At 57.2% G+C, this 16,728-nt stretch carries 16 protein-coding genes; 14 read left to right on the forward strand and 2 right to left on the reverse strand.

The window, feature by feature from the left end; genetic code table 11:
• Positions 1-39 precede the first annotated feature (39 nt).
• The gene (locus WMO44_RS00265) at positions 40-3,246 is read right to left on the reverse strand and encodes an ATP-binding cassette domain-containing protein (protein ID WP_349151369.1); all 3,207 of its coding nucleotides are present in this window, start codon (positions 3,244-3,246) and stop codon (positions 40-42) included.
• A 406-nt stretch (positions 3,247-3,652) separates the two neighbouring features.
• Here WMO44_RS00265 and WMO44_RS00270 point away from each other — a divergent pair, with 406 nt between their 5' ends.
• The 14 genes from WMO44_RS00270 (at position 3,653) to WMO44_RS00335 (ending at position 14,327) form a co-directional block, all read left to right on the forward strand.
• On the forward strand, positions 3,653-3,958 hold the full coding sequence (locus WMO44_RS00270; protein WP_081028401.1) for a hypothetical protein: 306 nt from the start codon (positions 3,653-3,655) through the stop codon (positions 3,956-3,958).
• Positions 3,948-4,697, forward strand: coding sequence for a sporulation initiation factor Spo0A C-terminal domain-containing protein (locus tag WMO44_RS00275; RefSeq protein WP_055185417.1), 750 nt, complete (start codon positions 3,948-3,950; stop codon positions 4,695-4,697). The genes WMO44_RS00270 and WMO44_RS00275 overlap by 11 nt, the downstream gene beginning before the upstream one ends.
• A gap of 77 nt (positions 4,698-4,774) precedes the next feature.
• Entirely contained in the window at positions 4,775-5,614 is an 840-nt protein-coding gene (locus tag WMO44_RS00280) for a sensor histidine kinase (protein ID WP_349151370.1), read from the forward strand.
• Between the two features lie 125 nt (positions 5,615-5,739).
• Positions 5,740-6,597: a YitT family protein gene (locus WMO44_RS00285; RefSeq protein WP_349151371.1), complete on the forward strand. Its 858-nt coding sequence runs from the start codon at positions 5,740-5,742 to the stop codon at positions 6,595-6,597.
• A gap of 95 nt (positions 6,598-6,692) precedes the next feature.
• Positions 6,693-7,472, forward strand: coding sequence for an HAD hydrolase family protein (locus tag WMO44_RS00290; protein ID WP_349151372.1), 780 nt, complete (start codon positions 6,693-6,695; stop codon positions 7,470-7,472).
• A gap of 15 nt (positions 7,473-7,487) precedes the next feature.
• A complete protein-coding gene (locus WMO44_RS00295) occupies positions 7,488-7,865 on the forward strand; it encodes an MmcQ/YjbR family DNA-binding protein (protein ID WP_349151373.1) in 378 nt (125 codons plus the stop codon).
• A 91-nt stretch (positions 7,866-7,956) separates the two neighbouring features.
• Complete coding sequence (locus tag WMO44_RS00300; protein WP_349151374.1) at positions 7,957-8,304, forward strand: DUF6054 family protein; 348 nt, start codon at positions 7,957-7,959, stop codon at positions 8,302-8,304.
• Between the two features lies 1 nt (position 8,305).
• Positions 8,306-8,698: a DUF2500 domain-containing protein gene (locus WMO44_RS00305; RefSeq protein ID WP_349151375.1), complete on the forward strand. Its 393-nt coding sequence runs from the start codon at positions 8,306-8,308 to the stop codon at positions 8,696-8,698.
• Positions 8,699-8,703: 5 nt separating this feature from the next.
• Positions 8,704-8,994 carry a hypothetical protein gene (locus WMO44_RS00310; protein WP_097779881.1) on the forward strand — a complete coding sequence of 97 codons (291 nt, stop codon included), beginning with the start codon at positions 8,704-8,706 and terminating at the stop codon, positions 8,992-8,994.
• 235 nt (positions 8,995-9,229) lie between these two features.
• Positions 9,230-9,694, forward strand: coding sequence for an Hsp20/alpha crystallin family protein (locus WMO44_RS00315; RefSeq protein ID WP_349151376.1), 465 nt, complete (start codon positions 9,230-9,232; stop codon positions 9,692-9,694).
• 266 nt (positions 9,695-9,960) lie between these two features.
• Positions 9,961-10,638 (forward strand): GntR family transcriptional regulator, encoded by a 678-nt coding sequence (locus WMO44_RS00320; protein ID WP_349151377.1) that lies wholly within the window; start codon positions 9,961-9,963, stop codon positions 10,636-10,638.
• A gap of 205 nt (positions 10,639-10,843) precedes the next feature.
• The gene (locus tag WMO44_RS00325) at positions 10,844-12,286 is read left to right on the forward strand and encodes an APC family permease (RefSeq protein WP_349151378.1); all 1,443 of its coding nucleotides are present in this window, start codon (positions 10,844-10,846) and stop codon (positions 12,284-12,286) included.
• A 73-nt stretch (positions 12,287-12,359) separates the two neighbouring features.
• Entirely contained in the window at positions 12,360-13,676 is a 1,317-nt protein-coding gene (locus tag WMO44_RS00330; protein ID WP_055185406.1) for a M18 family aminopeptidase, read from the forward strand.
• A 180-nt stretch (positions 13,677-13,856) separates the two neighbouring features.
• Positions 13,857-14,327, forward strand: coding sequence for a hypothetical protein (locus WMO44_RS00335; RefSeq protein WP_349151379.1), 471 nt, complete (start codon positions 13,857-13,859; stop codon positions 14,325-14,327).
• 127 nt (positions 14,328-14,454) lie between these two features.
• On the opposite strand, the gene WMO44_RS00340 is transcribed toward WMO44_RS00335, so the two are convergent.
• Positions 14,455-16,719, reverse strand: a complete 2,265-nt coding sequence (locus tag WMO44_RS00340) for a hybrid sensor histidine kinase/response regulator (RefSeq protein ID WP_349151380.1) — start codon at positions 16,717-16,719, stop codon at positions 14,455-14,457.
• Between the last annotated feature and the right edge of the window lie 9 nt (positions 16,720-16,728).

Genomic DNA, 16,728 nt, shown 5'->3' on the forward strand with positions numbered 1-16,728 from the left:
TGCTGCACACAGAGCACAGCAGGGATTTGAAAGCAATACTTACTCAGAGCGCAGCGCCTTGACGGGGTTGCTTTTTGCGGCGCTGCGGGCGGGAATCACGCCGCCCAGCATGGTAAGCAGGGTGGCCAGAACAATCAGGATCAGTGCGGCCTGCGGCGGCAGCGAGGCCACCACGTTCACATCGCCCGCGATGTGGTGGATGAGCATATTGCCGGGGACGAGCAGCAGCAGGCAGAGCACCACGCCCATCACGCCAGAGCACAGGCCGATGATGAAGGTCTCGGCATTGAACACCTGCGAGACGTTGTGCTTGGAGGCACCGATGGCGCGCAGAATGCCGATCTCCTTGCGGCGCTCCAGCACGCTGATATAGGTGATGACACCGATCATGATGGAGGACACCACCAGCGAGATGGCCACAAAGGCCACCAGCACATTGCTGACCATGCCCACGATCTCGGTGACCGAGTTCATCAGGGTGCCCACCATGTCAGTGTAGTGAATCACCTTGTCGTCCTCGCCCTGCTGCCGCATGGCGGCGTTGTAGGCGTCCAGCTCGCTTACCACCTGTGCTTTGGTGTCAAAGCTGTTGGGATAGATATAGATGCCATCAGGCTTTGCGTAGTCCACATAGCCGATGTCGCTCAGAATCTTTTCGTAGCTGGAAGCGGAGGAGAGCAGGGTGTTTTTGATCATCTCAGTCAGGTCGGAGCCGGTCATGTTGATCTGGATGGCCTGCTGGAACGCGGCGGGGTCGATCTTGAGCGCGCTTTCCACCTGCGTACTCAGCTGCGCAATGTTGCTCTGGATCGCCTGCCCGATCTTTTGCTCCAACTGCCCGGCCAGCTTCTGGATGGCGGGGCCCATCTGCTCCTGCAGAGCAGCGGTGAGCTGGACTTGCAGTGCTTCGCTCAGCTGGGCAGAGTAGCTCTCCATCACGGTCTGCAAATTCTGCTGGAGCGTATCAGCAAACTGCTCCTCCAGCCCGGAGGTGTCCAGCAGATCGCCCATGGATTCATTCAGCAGCGTCTGGAAGTCCTCGGTTTTCATATAGGAGGAAAAGCCGATCTTATCCAGATTCAACAGGCCGTTGCTGATGATATAGCGCTTGTAGCCGTTCAGGATCTTTTTCATCAATGCCTGTAAGCCGTCCTGAGAGATATTCAGCTCTACGCCGTCGAACAGCTCGCTCATGTCCATCTCCATGTCCGGCAGCGGCAGCCCGCTGAGATCCAGCTTGAAGCTGGAGGGGTCGATGAGGGTGGCAAGGTCGAAGGAGTCGTCGGTCAGGTCAAATGCGCCATCCAGATCAAAGTGCAGGGCGCTGGTGTCGAACTGAAAAGCATCCTTGAGGGCGTCGGTGTCCACTGAGAACAGGGAGGCGATATCCAGCATGCTGTTGCCGGCAGCATCGAAGGGCTCGCCGGTCAGCACGTTGATGTCCGGGTCTGCCAGCTGCTGGCGCACGATCTCGCTGTTGGCAGCCTGGTCGATGACGTAATAGGTCAGATCATGCAGGTAATCCAGACCGCTGTGCAGGATGGCAGAGGTGGCGTCTGCCTTGGGCTGCACGATGCCTACGATGGTCAGCTCCTCACTGTCGGCCACCAGCTGCTGCATATAGGCTTCATCATTCAGTTTGCTCAGCCAGACCTTGTGCTCGGTGTCGTAGACATAGCAGTCGGCCTTGTTGACAAGCTTGAAGGTCATGCCAAGAAAATCGTCATAGGTATAGGTGCCGTAGTTCGTGGGCAGATCGATCTTCTGGTTCTTTGCATACTGCTGTAAAATTTTGTCCAGCTCGGCCTGATCCCGCAGACCCATGGCGTACAGAGAATAGTCCGAAACGCTGCCGTCTGCGTTCAGGGTCAGCACCAGCTCGTTGTACTTTTCCGGCCAGCGACCGGCCTTGATATCATACTGATCTTCGTACAGGGCGGGGGTCTCGGCCATTTCGCAGAACACATAGGGGCTGGACATGGAGGTCATGATGCTGGTCACCGAGGCGTTCTCGCTGGCAATATCGGAGAAGGTGGTGTCCGGGTTCAGCTTCTGCACGGTGCCGTCCGGGTTCTGGCGGTAGATCAGCGGATAAGAGGCATAGGCGTATTCCACCGTGGCGTTGTCCCGGATGGTGCAGGCGTCACTGTCCAGATATTCCTTCAGCGAGCGCAGATCATTGCTGGTGGCACCGATGTTCAGCTGAGCTAGCAGCTGGCTTACCGTGACCATGCCATCCGGCGCAGGGTCAGCGCTGGACGCAACACTGGTGTAGGTGTCTGGGTCCATCATGCTGGTCAGATCCACGCCGGTGCTGCTGATCTGCAGCGGATAGGCCGCCAGCGTGGATTTTTCCATGTTGCTGATATAGCGGCTCACACCGTTGGAAAGGGAAAGAATCAGCGCAATGCCGATGATGCCGATAGACCCGGCAAAGGCGGTGAGCAGGGTGCGCGCCTTTTTGGTGAGCAGATTGTTGAAGCTGAGGGAGAGGGAGGTGAGCAGGGACATGGAGGAGTGCCCCATGTTCCGGTGCACGGGGGCTGCGGCGGCAGTCTCATCCTCGGGCTCGTAGGGCATGGTGTCAGAGCGAATCACGCCGTCCTTCAGGTTCACGATGCGGGTGGCGTAGCGCTCGGCCAGCTCTGGGTTGTGGGTGACCATGACCACCAGCCGGTCCCGCGCCACTTCCTTGAGCAGTTCCATCACCTGAATGCTGGTCTCGCTGTCCAGCGCGCCGGTGGGCTCGTCTGCCAGCAGGATGTCGGGGTTGTTCACCAGCGCGCGGGCAATGGCTACGCGCTGCATCTGCCCGCCGGACATCTCGCTGGGGTGCTTGTGCAGCTGGTTGCCCAGCCCTACCTGCTCCAGCGCAGCGGCGGCACGGCGGCGGCGCTCGGCCTTGGATACGCCCGAGATGGTCAGTGCCAGTTCCACGTTGCCCAGCACGGTCTGGTGGGGGATCAGGTTATAGCTCTGGAACACAAAACCGATGGTGTGGTTCCGGTAGGAGTCCCAGTCGCGGTCGGTGTATTTTTTGGTGGAGATGCCGTTGATGACCAGATCGCCGCTGTCGTAGCGATCCAGACCGCCGATGATGTTCAGCAGGGTGGTCTTGCCGGAGCCGCTGGGGCCCAGAATGGCCACGAATTCGTTGTCCCGCAGGTTCAGACTGACGTTGTTCAGTGCGTGCTGCACCAGCTCGCCGGTCTTATATTCTTTGTTGATCTGTTTGAGCTTGAGCATAAATGTGCCTTTCCGGTACTGCGCCGCCGGGCGCTGCTACCTGTGGTTTGAAATTCGGAAATGTTTGCAGACAATATCCTATTAAGTTTAGCAAAAAAATGTGAAAAAAACGTGAAATTATTCCGTAGGAATGCTGAAGCTGCGGCGCTTTTGCGCCCGGGCAGCGGTTTTGCCGGGAAGGACGGGGCAAAAAAGAAAAGCGGAAAAAGATACCGGTTGAATTTGCAGACGGAACGTGCTATTCTAAAGCTGACAGCGGCGCGTAGAGCATGCCGGAGGCAAAATGCCCGAAAATGCTCTGTTCAGACACTTCTTTAGGATTGTAACGGTTTCTCCTACCTTATAAAATATACTTTATATAAACAAGGCAGAAAAAAATTGGCCCTTGTAGTAAGGAGGAACTGAAATGGAACATACATTTTCACCCATGATCCGGCAGTATTCTGCCATTGATGGTTTGCAGCAGGAGTATACGCTGGTGTATGCCATGGAGGTAGAGGGCACACAAGGCTGTCGGCTGTCCCTGTGCCGGATCGGCAGCCGACAGCAGATCGTCAGTCAGCATGTTGCGGCAGCGCCGGAGTTCTGTTACCGGCTCCTGCGCTACTTGTGTGAAAATGGAGTTCAGCCGGAGCTCTGGCGGGATGCGGTCACAGACCTGACAGCTGCCGGGCTGGTAGGCGAGAAAGGCGGCGCATGGCGTGAACAGTGAGCGAACAGCCCAACTGCAAGTCGCCCTTGCAAGCTATGACCTGAGGGAGCTGCGTGTCCAGAAGCGTTATTTGCAGGAGCAGGGAACCGCCATCGTATGCACCTGCTTTTGCAGCGGCGAAAAGCTGCTGGCACAGCTGCGACAGGGTGTCCGTTACGATGCCGTGGTGCTTTGCAGCGAGCTGACGGACTTGTCTGCAGAGCAATTTGTCCGGCAGCTGTACCAGTTGAAGGAGCGGCCGACGCTGCTCGTACAGAGCCATGGCCGCAGCAGCGGCACGGCGTTGCAAAAGCTCCGCGAGGGGTGCTACTGCGTAGAGGGCACCGAGCTGAAAAGGCTGCTGTGGCAGCTTTACCGGATGCCCGGGCGGCAGAACCGGCAGCTGGAGCAGCGGTGCAGCCAGCTGTATGCAGCGTGGGGCATCCCGCAGGGGGATGTCAACGCCGGATATCTATCCTGCGCGGTCGGCATCGCATGCAGCACCAGCCAGAAGCTGGCGATCCGCAAGGAGATCTTGCAGGCGGTGAGCGAGCAGTTTGATACATCGGTCGCTGCCGTGGAAAGCGGCATCCGCCGGATGGTGGATCAGCTGGAGGAAATACCGACCCCTGCGTGGCTGGCATTTAAAGCTGATACAAGGCTGGGCAGCGGTAAGCCCACCACCGGCAAGCTGATCTACGCGGTCAGGGATGTTGTGCTGCGGCAAAAGTCCAAGGCTGCACCGCCCACCCGCCCGTAAGGCTTGCACACGGTTGCGGCAGTTGGAACACTGCGGTGTTCCGTTGAAAAAATGGCATCGCCCGGGGAGGCAGAGCAATGGAGCAGCAAAGGACAGAAATGCGGTCTATCACCGCAGAGCAGCAGAAACGGGTCGAGGAGGTCTGCTTCCGTTCGCTGGCGCTGATCGGGCGCAACTGTGAATATCTGGAGCAGCATTTTGACCGCACCGGTGCAGACGAGTCTACCCGGCAGGCAGTGGCGGATATCAACACCGCTGCCATGCAGCTGGACCGCACCCTCAGCGAGGCAATCACTCTGCTGGAATTTCTGCACGAGGAAGCAAAACCGCAGCTGTACCCCATTGATCTGTGTGAGCTTTTGCAGCAGGTGTCGGCGCAGTCTGATATGATCCGGGCGCAGCTTGGGGTGGACATCCGTCTGGATTACGGCGGGTGTACCGCCTGCTGCGTAATGGCAGACCGCAGAGATGCGGAGCTGCTGTGCCTGCATCTGCTCTCCAATGCCCTGCGCGCCAGCCGGGAGGGTGGCTGCGTCTGCATCGCGCTGCGCCGCACCGAAAGCGGCTGGCAGCTGACGGTCACCGACGATGGCTGCGGCCTGCCCGGCGAGGATGTACAGGCAGCGCTGGAAAACCGCCGCAGCTTTCTGGGCGGGGCACAGCTGGGGCTGCTGCTCTGCCGGGAGTGCTGCCGCCGGATGGACTGGAGCTTACAGCTGGAGCCTGCCCCCGCAAAGGGCACACGGGCTGTGGTGAGCATCCCGCTATACACGGGCGAAAGCTGCCCCGATGGCACGGTGGAGCTGCGCACCGACTCGGAGACCGAGCGGGAGCAGCGCAAGTATCATCTGCGCGCCATGCTGGTGCGGGAGATGCGCACCATGCCGGAGCGTGGCGACCCGGACGAGGAGCTTTAATAAGGTGGCAAGGCCGCTGCACAGTGTTTTGTGCGGCGGCTTTGTTATTTTGCGCCCCGGTGCTTTCCTGCAAGCGCAAAGCATGGTATACTGAATGCTGAAAACAAAAGCTTGGAGGATCAACAATGACAAACAAGAAGCTGAACTACCCCGCAATTGCCAAGGAGACGGCCATCCTGACCGGGGCCGTTGCCATTATTGCGGCGGCGGTTTATTTTTTTCTGGCGCCCAGCCATACATCCGTCAGCAGTATTTCCGGCCTTGGCATCGTGCTTTCTAATTTTGTGCCGCTGCCACTTTCGGCTATTACTATGGTGCTGAATACCGTGCTGCTCATCATCGGGTTTTTCACCTGCGGCAGGGAGTTCGGCGCAAAAACCGTGTATACCAGCGTGATGCTGCCGGTATTTCTGGGGCTTTTCGAGCGGCTGTTCCCGGATTTTGGCTCTATGACCGATAGTCAGGAACTGGATGTGCTGTGCTATATTCTGGTGGTCAGCGTGGGTCTGAGCATCCTGTTCAACCGCAACGCATCCTCCGGCGGACTGGATATCGTGGCAAAGATCATGAACAAGTACCTGCACATGGAGCTGGGCAAGGCGATGTCCCTTTCGGGTATGTGCGTGGCGCTCTCTGCCGCCCTTGTCTACGATAAAAAGACCGTTGTTCTGAGCATTCTTGGTACTTACTTCAACGGCATCGTGCTGGATCATTTCATCTTCGACAACAGCATCAAGCGCCGGGTATGCATCATTACCGAGAAGGAAGAGGCGCTGCGGCAGTTCATCATCAACGACCTGCACAGCGGTGCTACTATGTACGAGGCCATCGGTGCATACAACTTTGAAAAGCACAACGAGATCATTACCATCGTGGACAAAAGCGAGTATCAAAAGCTGATGAACTTTATCAACCGCGAGGACCCCAAGGCCTTTGTCACGATTTATAATGTATCCAGTATGCACTATCAGCCCAAGCGCTGAGCGACGCAGAGAAAGGGTGCAAAAGCCGTGCTCGGGGCTTTCCCACAGCGGAAAACCGTGGTAAAATAAGAAAAAACGGAAAGGGAATAACAGCCATGGACATCAGACTGGTTTGCAGCGATATTGACGGTACGCTGCTGCAATACGGCAAAAAGGAGCTGGAGGGCGAAATATTCGAACAGATCCGGGCGCTGCATCAGCGGGGCATCTGGTTCTGCCCGGCCTCCGGGCGGCAGTATACCAGCTTGCGCAAACTCTTTGCACCGGTGGCAGACTGCTGCGTATTTATCTGCGAAAACGGCGGCACTATCTTTAAAGAAGAACAGTGCATCGCCAAAAATCCCATGCCGCGGGCGCTGGCAGAGGAGATCGCCAACGATATGTGGACCCGCAGCGAGGGGCAGGGCGAGGTGATGCTCTCCGGCCAGAACACCGCTTATCTGATGGAGCGCGGCCTTGGGATGTTGAAGCGGGTGCAGTTCGTGGGTAACCACTACCAGATCATCCACAGCCCCGCCGAGGTGCCGGAGGACATCACCAAGGTGTCGGTGTACCTGCACGAGGGCGTGGAAAACTATGTGGAGCGCTTTGTGCCCCGCTGGAAGCAGGCCAACTGCGCCGTGGCGGGCCCGTACTGGATCGACACCACCTTTGCCAACAAGGGCATCGGGGTGCAGTGCGTGTGCCGCACCCTTGGCATCGACCCTGCACAGGCCATGGCCTTTGGCGATAACTACAACGACGAAGCCATGCTGGACGTGGTGGGTGTGCCCTACATTATGGATAACGCCGCCGCCCCGCTGCGGGCAAAATACCAAAACCACACCCCCCGCCCGGAGGATGTGCTGGCGCAGCTGCTGGCACAGCAGCCGTAAAGGGGGGGCGAGCCAATGAACCGCAGGGGCTTGGAACAGCTCATTTTTGATACTTACAGCGTAGAGCCGGACTATCCGTGGATGGACACCCCGGAGTCGGCGGTGTTCCGCCATGCAGCAAACCGCAAGTGGTTTGCGCTGGTCACCACCGTGCCCAAAAGCAAGCTGGGGTTGCCCGGGCAGCAGCCGGTGGATATCGTGAACCTGAAATGTGACCCCATCCTCATCGGCTCCCTGCGGGCAGAACCGGGCTTTTACCCGGCCTACCACATGAACAAGGAAAACTGGATCACCGCCGCGCTGGACGGCAGCGCCCCGGAGGATAAGCTCCGTCTGGTGCTGGACATGAGCTACAACGCCACCGCACCCAAGCTGCGAAAAAAGAAAGCTTGACCGCAGCAAAATAAGGGCGGGCGCTGCAATTGCTGCCCGCTCTCATTCGTATTCAGAGTAAAGGGACTGCATTTTGCAAAAGGAGGCAGCTATGGCTATTTTTGAAAAGACCATCCGTAACCAGAACTTCGATACCCTGCTCCGCAAGCTGGAACACGCCATCCCGGACAGCAGCTGGTCGGCAGAGCTGGAAGCCGGCAGCGATTTCAAGGACGGCAGCGCCCGGTGCAGCGTGCGGGTGTTTGAGCGGTACAGCATGGTGGGCGGCAACCGCCTTAGCCTGACGCTGACCCTGTTCCAGAACGGGGACGAGCCTATCCGACTGTCGGCCATTGCAGCGGGCGGCAGTCAGGCGGTGTTCTTTAAGGTGAACACCCTCGGCGAGGACGCTTTTCTGGAGGACGTAAAGCAGCTGCTGGAAGAGATTTTGGAGGGCTAAAATGTTTTATAGTGGGTTTGACGCGCTGTTCAGCATCCTGTTCCCGCTGGTATTTCTGGTGGTGCTGGGCATGATCCTGTTTACCGTGGTGAGCAATCTGCGCACATGGAGCAAAAATAATGCGTCCCCGCGCCTTACCGTCCCGGCCACTGTGGTGGCCAAGCGGATGAACGTTTCCCGCCATCACACCGCCAATGCAGGGGACATGACCGGCGCCCACGGCTACACCAGTACGAGCGCTACCACCTATTATGTGACCTTTCAGGTGGAAAGCGGCGACCGCATGGAGCTGCGGCTGAGCGGCACGGAATACGGCCAGCTGGCAGAAGGCGACACCGGAAGGCTGAGCTTTCAGGGCACGCGTTATCTGGGGTTTGAACGGAAAGACGGGTGACTGATATGCAGCAAAAGCATTCAAGCGTGCCGGAGATCGTGGGCAGAAGCCTGTTTTATACATTGACGAACTATCTGCTTATCAGCATGGAGCTGTCCTTCCGTGCGCAGTGGCTCTCGGTCTTGTTCTCGGCGGCGCTTGTATGGTGCAACGTGGAGTATTGGAACGCCATTTACAGGCTGACCGGCAAAAAGCTTGCCGCATGGGTCTTGTGGGGCGTCTGCATTGCTGTAAGCACAGGCATTGCGTATTTTGCGGGGTATATCCAAGGAATGCTTGTTCCGCTTGCAATATAATAAACACGTTGCTGCGCTGCATTTTTGAAGAAATTGCAGAAGCTGTGACAAAAGTATTATTCTTTTATGAATTTTAGCACTCTACGCTTGACATTGCTAATGACTGGTGCTATAACAGAGGCGTGCTCAGGAGGAAGGGCAAAAGGAGAGCCGCAAGGCTCCCCGGAAAGCCTTTCCGAATGGACGCTTCAAAGTTTTTGCCCCGACCCGAACGCCGGGATTGGAGGTATGTTTTATGTTTATGCCGACTGTTTTTCATGAGAACCTGTTCGATGATCTCTTTGATCCGTTCTGGAACGAGGGTGCACTGGAGCGTGCGATGAACCGCGAAGCCCGCGACACCTTTGGTAAGCGCGGTGCAAACATGATGAAGACCGATGTCAAGCAGACGGACAACGGCTACGAAGTGGACGTTGATCTGCCGGGCTGCAAGAAGGAAGACGTTCAGATGGATCTGAACGACGGCTACCTGACCATTCAGGCAGTGCGCAGCCACAGCAATGACGAAAAGGACAACAAGGGCCGCTATGTGCGGCGCGAGACCTTCTCCGGCAGCTGCGCCCGCAGCTTCTATGTGGGCGATGTGAAGAAGGAGGACATCCACGCAAAGTTTGAGGATGGCGTCCTGCACATCGAGCTGCCCGCTCCTCAGCAGACGAAGGCTCTGCCTGAGAACCCGAATCTGATCGAGATCGAGTAAATGCCGACCGTGTGCGCCAAGGCATAACGTATATAGGATGCCCCCGGAGAGCTGCAACAAGCCCTCCGGGGGCATTTTTTGTGTACAGGCTTTCGATGACGGAGAGGGGAGAAAGTACCTGTTTTTGCCAGAAAACTTTATTTTTCCACCGTTTCGTGGTATCCTTATAAGGCGCACGCAATACAGGCCTGCGGCTGCACTGGCAGCGGCTGCGGACTGCGTGCGGAAAAAAAGAACGTATAGAAGAGAAAAGGGGGATAAAAGTCATGGGCGAATTTGCCTTTCAGACTTTACGGGAAAGTATCACCTCTGCCATCAGGAGCAAGATCCTTACCGGGGAGCTGCAGCCGGGCGTAAAGCTGGCCGAGCAGAAACTGGCCGAGGAGTTCGGCTCCAGCCGAGCACCCATCCGAGAGGCGCTGCGGCAGCTGGAACAGGAGGGTATGGTCGAGTATTCGCGCAATGTGGGCTGCTCGGTGCGCCGGGTAAAGCCGGAGGACGCCTACGAGATCTACCTGCTGCGGGCAAATCTGGAAATGACGGCGCTGCGCTATTTTGACTGCAAATTCCCGGAGGAGGATCTGCGCACCCTGCGCGGCATCTTAGAGGAGATGCGCAGCGTCCGGCCGGGGGATCTTTCGCAGATCGTGGAGAATGACAACCGCTTCCACGCGGTCATCGTGCAGCGGGCAGGGCTGCCCAGACTGCTGAAATTCTGGGACGACCTGAACTACGGCAACCTGCTTGTTGGGGCGAACAGCGGCTCTAACCACGAGACGCTGGCGCAGCGGCAGAACGGCATCCACACCAAGCTGTACGAGGCGCTGGCAAGCGGCGACACCGAGACTGCCTGCCGCGCTGTCTACGCCCACTACATGGAGCCTATGGAGCGGATGCGCAGCGCGAACAGCGCTGGACAGGCAGCAGACGAAGCAGCAAAATAAGGGGAATTTGGCTGAACGTCTAAATTTTGACCAATCATTTTATGGAAATTGCAGATTGTCTACAATCTGCAATTATGCTATACTATCAAAGCGATTGGTCGAGTACTGCTGTATTTTTGGTAAAAATTGCGAAATGTATGCGGAACATCGGCCTTCTTACAGGAACTTCCGCCCTGTGTGGAAAAGAAAGAGAGGAATTGTCCGCATGTCTAACAAAGAAAAAGCCACAAAGATCTCGTGGCTTACCCTTGCCTTCATGGCCTTTTCTACGGTCTGGGGCTTCGGCAACATTACCAACGGCTTTGTGTACTTTAACGGTCCGCAGGTCATCTTCAGCTGGATCTTCATGTTTGTCCTGTACTTCATCCCCTATGCGCTGATGGTGGGTGAGCTGGGCTCTGCGTTTAAGAACGAGGGCGGCGGCGTCAGCTCCTGGCTGCACCAGACCACCAACGCCAAACTGGCCTACTACGCCGGTTGGACCTACTGGGCCTGCCACATCACCTACATTGCCAGCAAGGGCAGCGGCTTTTTGAAAGCGCTGAGCTGGGCAGTTTTCCGCAACGCGGAGACCTACGATTCCTTCCCCACCCGCTACATCCAGCTGGCTACCTTCTGCATCCTGCTGCTGGGCTGCTACATTGCAAGTCTGGGTCTGAACCCCCTGAAAAAGCTGCTGACTGCCGCAGGCACCTGCACCTTCGTCATGTCCCTGCTGTACATCGTGATGATGTTTGCTGCCCCGGCCATCAACCCCACGGCAGAGTACGTCCACGCAAACCTGAGCTTCAGCAGCCTCATCCCCAACTTCAACGTCACCTACTTTACTTCTCTGTCCATTCTGGTGTTCGCTGTGGGCGGCTGCGAGAAGATCTCCCCCTACGTCAATAAGGTCGAGAACCCCAGCAAGGGCTTCCCCCGCGGCATGATCACGCTGGCCGTCATGGTGGTCACCTGCGCCATTCTGGGCACGCTGGCCATGAGCCGTATGTTCGACCCCGCCGTCATCAACGCCAGCGCAGAGAGCTTCAACGCCTATGTCGCCAACAGTTCCTACTGGGCTTTTCAGAAGCTGGGTCAGTACTACCATGTGGGCGATCTGTTCATGATCATCTACGCGCTGTGCAACGTCATCAGCCAGCTCGCCGTGCTGATCTTGAGCATCGACGCACCGCTGCGTATGCTGCTGGACAACGAGCACACCAAGCAGTTCATCCCGCAGGCTCTGCACAAGGTCAACGCCCATGGTGTGCACAGCAACGGCATCAAAATGGTGGCTGTGCTCTCCGGCTCCATCATTCTGGCACAGTCCTTCGTGCCCGGTGCTGCTGCCGTTCTGCGCCAGCTGACCAAGCTGAACTCTGTGTGCATGCCCATGCGCTATCTGTGGGTGTTTGCCGCCTACATCGCCCTGCGCAACGCCTACGATACCATCCCTGCCGAGTACCGCTTTGTCAAAAATCAGGCCGTGGCCAAGTTCTTCGGTGGCTGGTGCTTTGCCGTTACCGCCGTGTGCTGCGTGCTGGGTATGTACGATAAGGACCCCTTCACCTTTGCACTGAACGTTATCACCCCCGTGGTGCTGACCGTGCTGGGATTCATTCTGCCCGCCCTTGCAAAGCGCGAGCAGACCGCTGCCAAAAAGTAACCTGAATATGCTTAAAAGGGGCCGGTCAGCACTGACCGGCTCTTTTCAGATATACCCAAGGAGGTTTATTTTTATGATCGCATCCGAAGTCCGTGAAATGCTGTCCTTCATCGACGGCAACCCCACCGCATACCACACCACCGCCGCTGTGCGGGATATCCTGTTGAAAGCAGGCTTTGCCGAGCTGCTGGAAAGCCGCAAGTGGGCGCTGGAACCCGGCAAGGACTACTTTGTCTGCCGCAACGGTTCCAGCATCATCGCCTTCCGCATGGGCGACCAGCTGGAAAATTACAGCTTCAACGTTGCCGCCGCCCATACGGATTCTCCCTGCTTCCGCATCAAGGAGAACGCCGAGATCCACATGGGGCAGAACTACACCAAGCTGAACACCGAGGGCTACGGCGGCATGATCTGCGCCACATGGATGGATCGTCCGCTGTCTGTGGCGGGCCGTGTGCTGGTGCAGGAGAACGGCGCTATCGTATCCCGTCTGGTGGCACTGGACCGCGACCTGCTGATGATCCCCAGCGTAGCCATCCACATGAACCGCGAGGTCAACGATAAGGCTTCCTTCAACAAGCAGGTGGATATGCTGCCCGTGCTGGGCGGTGCCTGCGAGGAGGGCGCGCTGAAAAAGCTGATCGCAGAGGAGCTGCAGGTGTCTGAGGAGCAGATCCTTGGCAGCGACCTGTTCCTCTATGTGCGGGAAAAGGCCACCGTCTGGGGCTGCAACGAGGAGTTCATCTCCTGCGGCCGCCTAGACGATCAGCAGTGCGTCTACGGCATCCTGAAAGGTCTGCTGACCGCAAAGAACGCCCGCTCCATCGGCGTGGCAGCCTTCTTTGATAACGAGGAAGTGGGCTCCGGCACCAAGCAGGGCGCAGCTTCCACCTTCCTGTACGATGTGCTGCACCGCATTGCCCAGAGTCTTGGCGGCAGCGACGAGGACTTCCACCGTGCGGTGGCCTCCAGCTTTATGGTCAGCGCCGACAACGCCCACGCCGTGCACCCCAACCACCCGGAGCACACCGATGTGAACAACTGCACCTACATGAACAAGGGCGTGGTCATCAAGACCCACGCAGGTCAGAAGTACACCAGCGATGGCATGAGCGTTGCCGCCGCCCGGGAGCTGGCTGCCCGCGCCGGTGTGCCGCTGCAATACTTTGCAAACCGCTCCGATAAGGTGGGCGGCAGCACGCTGGGCAATCTGGCGATGGCACAGGTGTCCATGAACTGTGTGGACATCGGCCTGCCGCAGCTGGCGATGCACTCCTGCTACGAGACCGCCGGCGCAGAGGATACCCTCTCGCTCATCAAACTGATGCAGGAGCTGTACAGCAGCCACTTTGAAGAGACTGCATTCGGCACCCTTTCCATCAGCAAGTAAACGGATAAAAGCCTAAAAAGGACTGCTGTGCGCTGCTATGCACGGCAGCCCTTTTTGCGTAAAAGCTGATTTTCCGTGGCCGGTTAAGCCCGGATATAGAAATCCGACAGTAGCTGTGGTAAAATAAGGCATCCGGGAGCGCCGGGCGCTCCACTGCAATATCAAAAATGGAGGTTTTCTATGAAAAAGACCTATCGCTCGCTCTTTTGCCTGCTTGCGGTGCTGCTGCTCAGCGTCAGCGCACTGCCCTCTGCTTCGGCGCTGTTTTCCAAGAAGCTCTACTATTATGGCACGGTAGAGGGCGTCAGCCGCACAGTAGAGGGCAAGGTGGAGTCCATTGTGGTTTCTGCGGAAGAGCAGGAGAGCTATGAGATGATCATCACCGACAGCACCGTCTGGCAGGACCATGACGAAAAAACCACCTCCGACCCCGCTACCCTTGCGGTAGGCGAGCAGATCTGCGTGGTGCACGACCCGGCTGTGATGATGTCGCTGCCGCCGCAGTCGGTGGCGTATACCGTCATCCGCAACTTCCCTGCAGGCACGGATCTGGAACAGGAAGCCCGGGATGCCGCCTGCCCGGTGAAAAAGTTCTTCGCCGACACCCGCAAGGCCATTTCGGACTGGTTCTACCAGACCATGCCCATCTGAGCGTAACATTCCCTCTATAACGCAAAAAACTGCTGCCCCGTACCGGATGCCAAAGCGTCCGGGCAAAGGGACAGCAGTTTTTTATGCAAGGTTATGCGTTGCTTTGCGGCAAAAGCGCTGTATACCGCTATTTATTTTCGGGGGGGGTAACGCGGAAGCGCTTCACCACCTGCTCCAGTGCGCTGATGTCCACAGGCTTGGACAGGTGTTCGTCCATGCCGGCCTCCTTGCTCTTTTGCATATCCTCAAGGAAGGCGTTGGCGGTCATGGCAAGGATGGGGATGGTGCGTCCCAGCGGGTTTTCGCCGCTGCGGATGCGGCGGGTGGCTTCCAAGCCGTCCATCACCGGCATCTGTATATCCATCAGGATCATGTCATAATCGCCGGGCTTTACGCTGGCAAAGGCATCCACGATCTCCTGACCGTTGGGGCAGATGGTGCAGCTTGCGCCTTTTGTTTCCAGCAGCATTTGCAGAATCTCGGCGTTGATGGCGTTATCCTCGGCACAGAGAAACTTCATGCCGGACAGGGGAGAAGTGGCCTCTTCTTCCTCCGGGAGCGCCTGCGCCTTTTGCACCGTGTCCGCTTCGGTGTCAATGGGAAATTCCAGCACCACCTCAAAGCGAGTGCCCTTGCCGGTGGCGCTCTCTACGCTGATGGAGCCGCCCATCAGGTCTATGACGCTTTTGGTAATCGCCATACCCAGACCCGTGCCCTGCACCTTGTTGGTGCCGGAGCGCTCCTCACGGGTAAAGGGGTCGAAAAGGGTCTTTTGGTAGTCCGCGCTCATGCCGATGCCGTCATCCTGCACCACAAAGCGGTACCGGGCGTAGTGCTCGTTCCGGGGCAGCTCTTCCACCTCCAAACGGATGTGTCCGCCGGTGGGCGTATACTTGACCGCGTTGGAGAGGATGTTCATCAGCACCTGATTCAAACGGTTGGGGTCGGCCAGCACGTTTTCGTGCTGCAGATTGGTGCTTACCGTAAAGCTCTGGCGGCGCTGACCTGCCTGCTGCCGGATGATGCTGTCCAACTGACTGATCTGCTGGGGCAGATTCATCTTTTCCACATTCAGGGTGGTCTTGCCGCTCTCGATGCGGCTCATATCCAGAATATTGTTGATGATGCCCAGCAGCAGCTGACCGGAGCTTTCCAGCTTGCCCAGATGCTCGGCAAGCTTTTCCGGCTCGTGCAGCTCGTTTTTCATCAGGGTGGTAATGCCGATAATGGCGTTCATGGGGGTGCGGATATCGTGGCTCATGTTGGAAAGGAAGTCCGTTTTGGCTTTGCTGGCACGCTCGGCGGACTGTAACGCCTCGGCGGCAGCATCCTGCGCCCGCCGCATCTCGTCGTTGGCCTGCGTCAGCTGGATGTTATACTGCTCCAGACGGAGGTTCGTCTTTTTTTCAGCCTGCAGTTCCCGCTGCTGCTTTTCCCGCAAAAGGAACCAGCCAGCAATGACTGCCATGATCGAAAACACCGTTGCAAAGCCTACAATAACGACCATGACGATATTGACCAGTTTCTGCGTATTCACGGCCACATATTCTGCCGGAACAAGGAACGCCAGCGTCCACTGGGCGTTTTCCATCTGCTTCAGGGCGTAGTAATACTCAGTCCCGTCCAGTACGGCGTTGGAATAACAGGAGCCTGTGCGGGCAAGCCGCTCCTTTGCTGCTGCAAAGGAAGAACCGTGCAGATAGGACATCTGGGAGAGCACGGTGTATACGTTATGCCCCTTCAGCAGCTCGGTATCATTGGCGTTGAACAGCTTGAAACCGTTGTTGTCCAGCACATAGACGCTGTTGTTATTTTCGTAGGCGTCGCAGTGGAAATAATCGTTCAGCTGGGTCATGCACTGGGAGATGCCAAAATAGCGCAGGGTGATCTCGCCGGTCTCGCTTTGCAGTGTGATGGGGGTGGGGAGCTGTTTCAGGAACACCATCCGGGAGTCGTCCTCGGTCAGCGCGTTGGAAACATAGCTGACCCGCTGCGGCGCGCTTTCCAGATAGTTCATTTCCCGCAGCAGACCCGTGCGGCCATACGCGGTATAATAATGTCCGGCAGCATCCACGGCGATCAGTTCGATCTGTCTTTCATGGTAATTGGAAAGCTCCGACAGCTTTTTCAGATAGCGGTAGAGATCGGTATCGGTCTCCAGCGGAGTGTAGTACAAATAATTGCATTGTACATTCACCTCGTCCCAGTGGGTGTCGATCACATCCTCCAGACTGTGGAACATCTGGTGGGTGACCTCTTCCATCTGGCTCAGCCGCTCATGGTAGACAAGGTTCTGGATGTAGGTCTGGCTCATGACAAAAAGGGTCAGGATCAACACGATGATGACAAAGCCGAAGCCTACAAACAGCTTTTTATAGATTTTGTTGTTCACATCCAGTAT

Source organism: Faecalibacterium tardum (assembly GCF_040096515.1).
GTDB lineage: Bacteria > Bacillota > Clostridia > Oscillospirales > Ruminococcaceae > Faecalibacterium > Faecalibacterium tardum.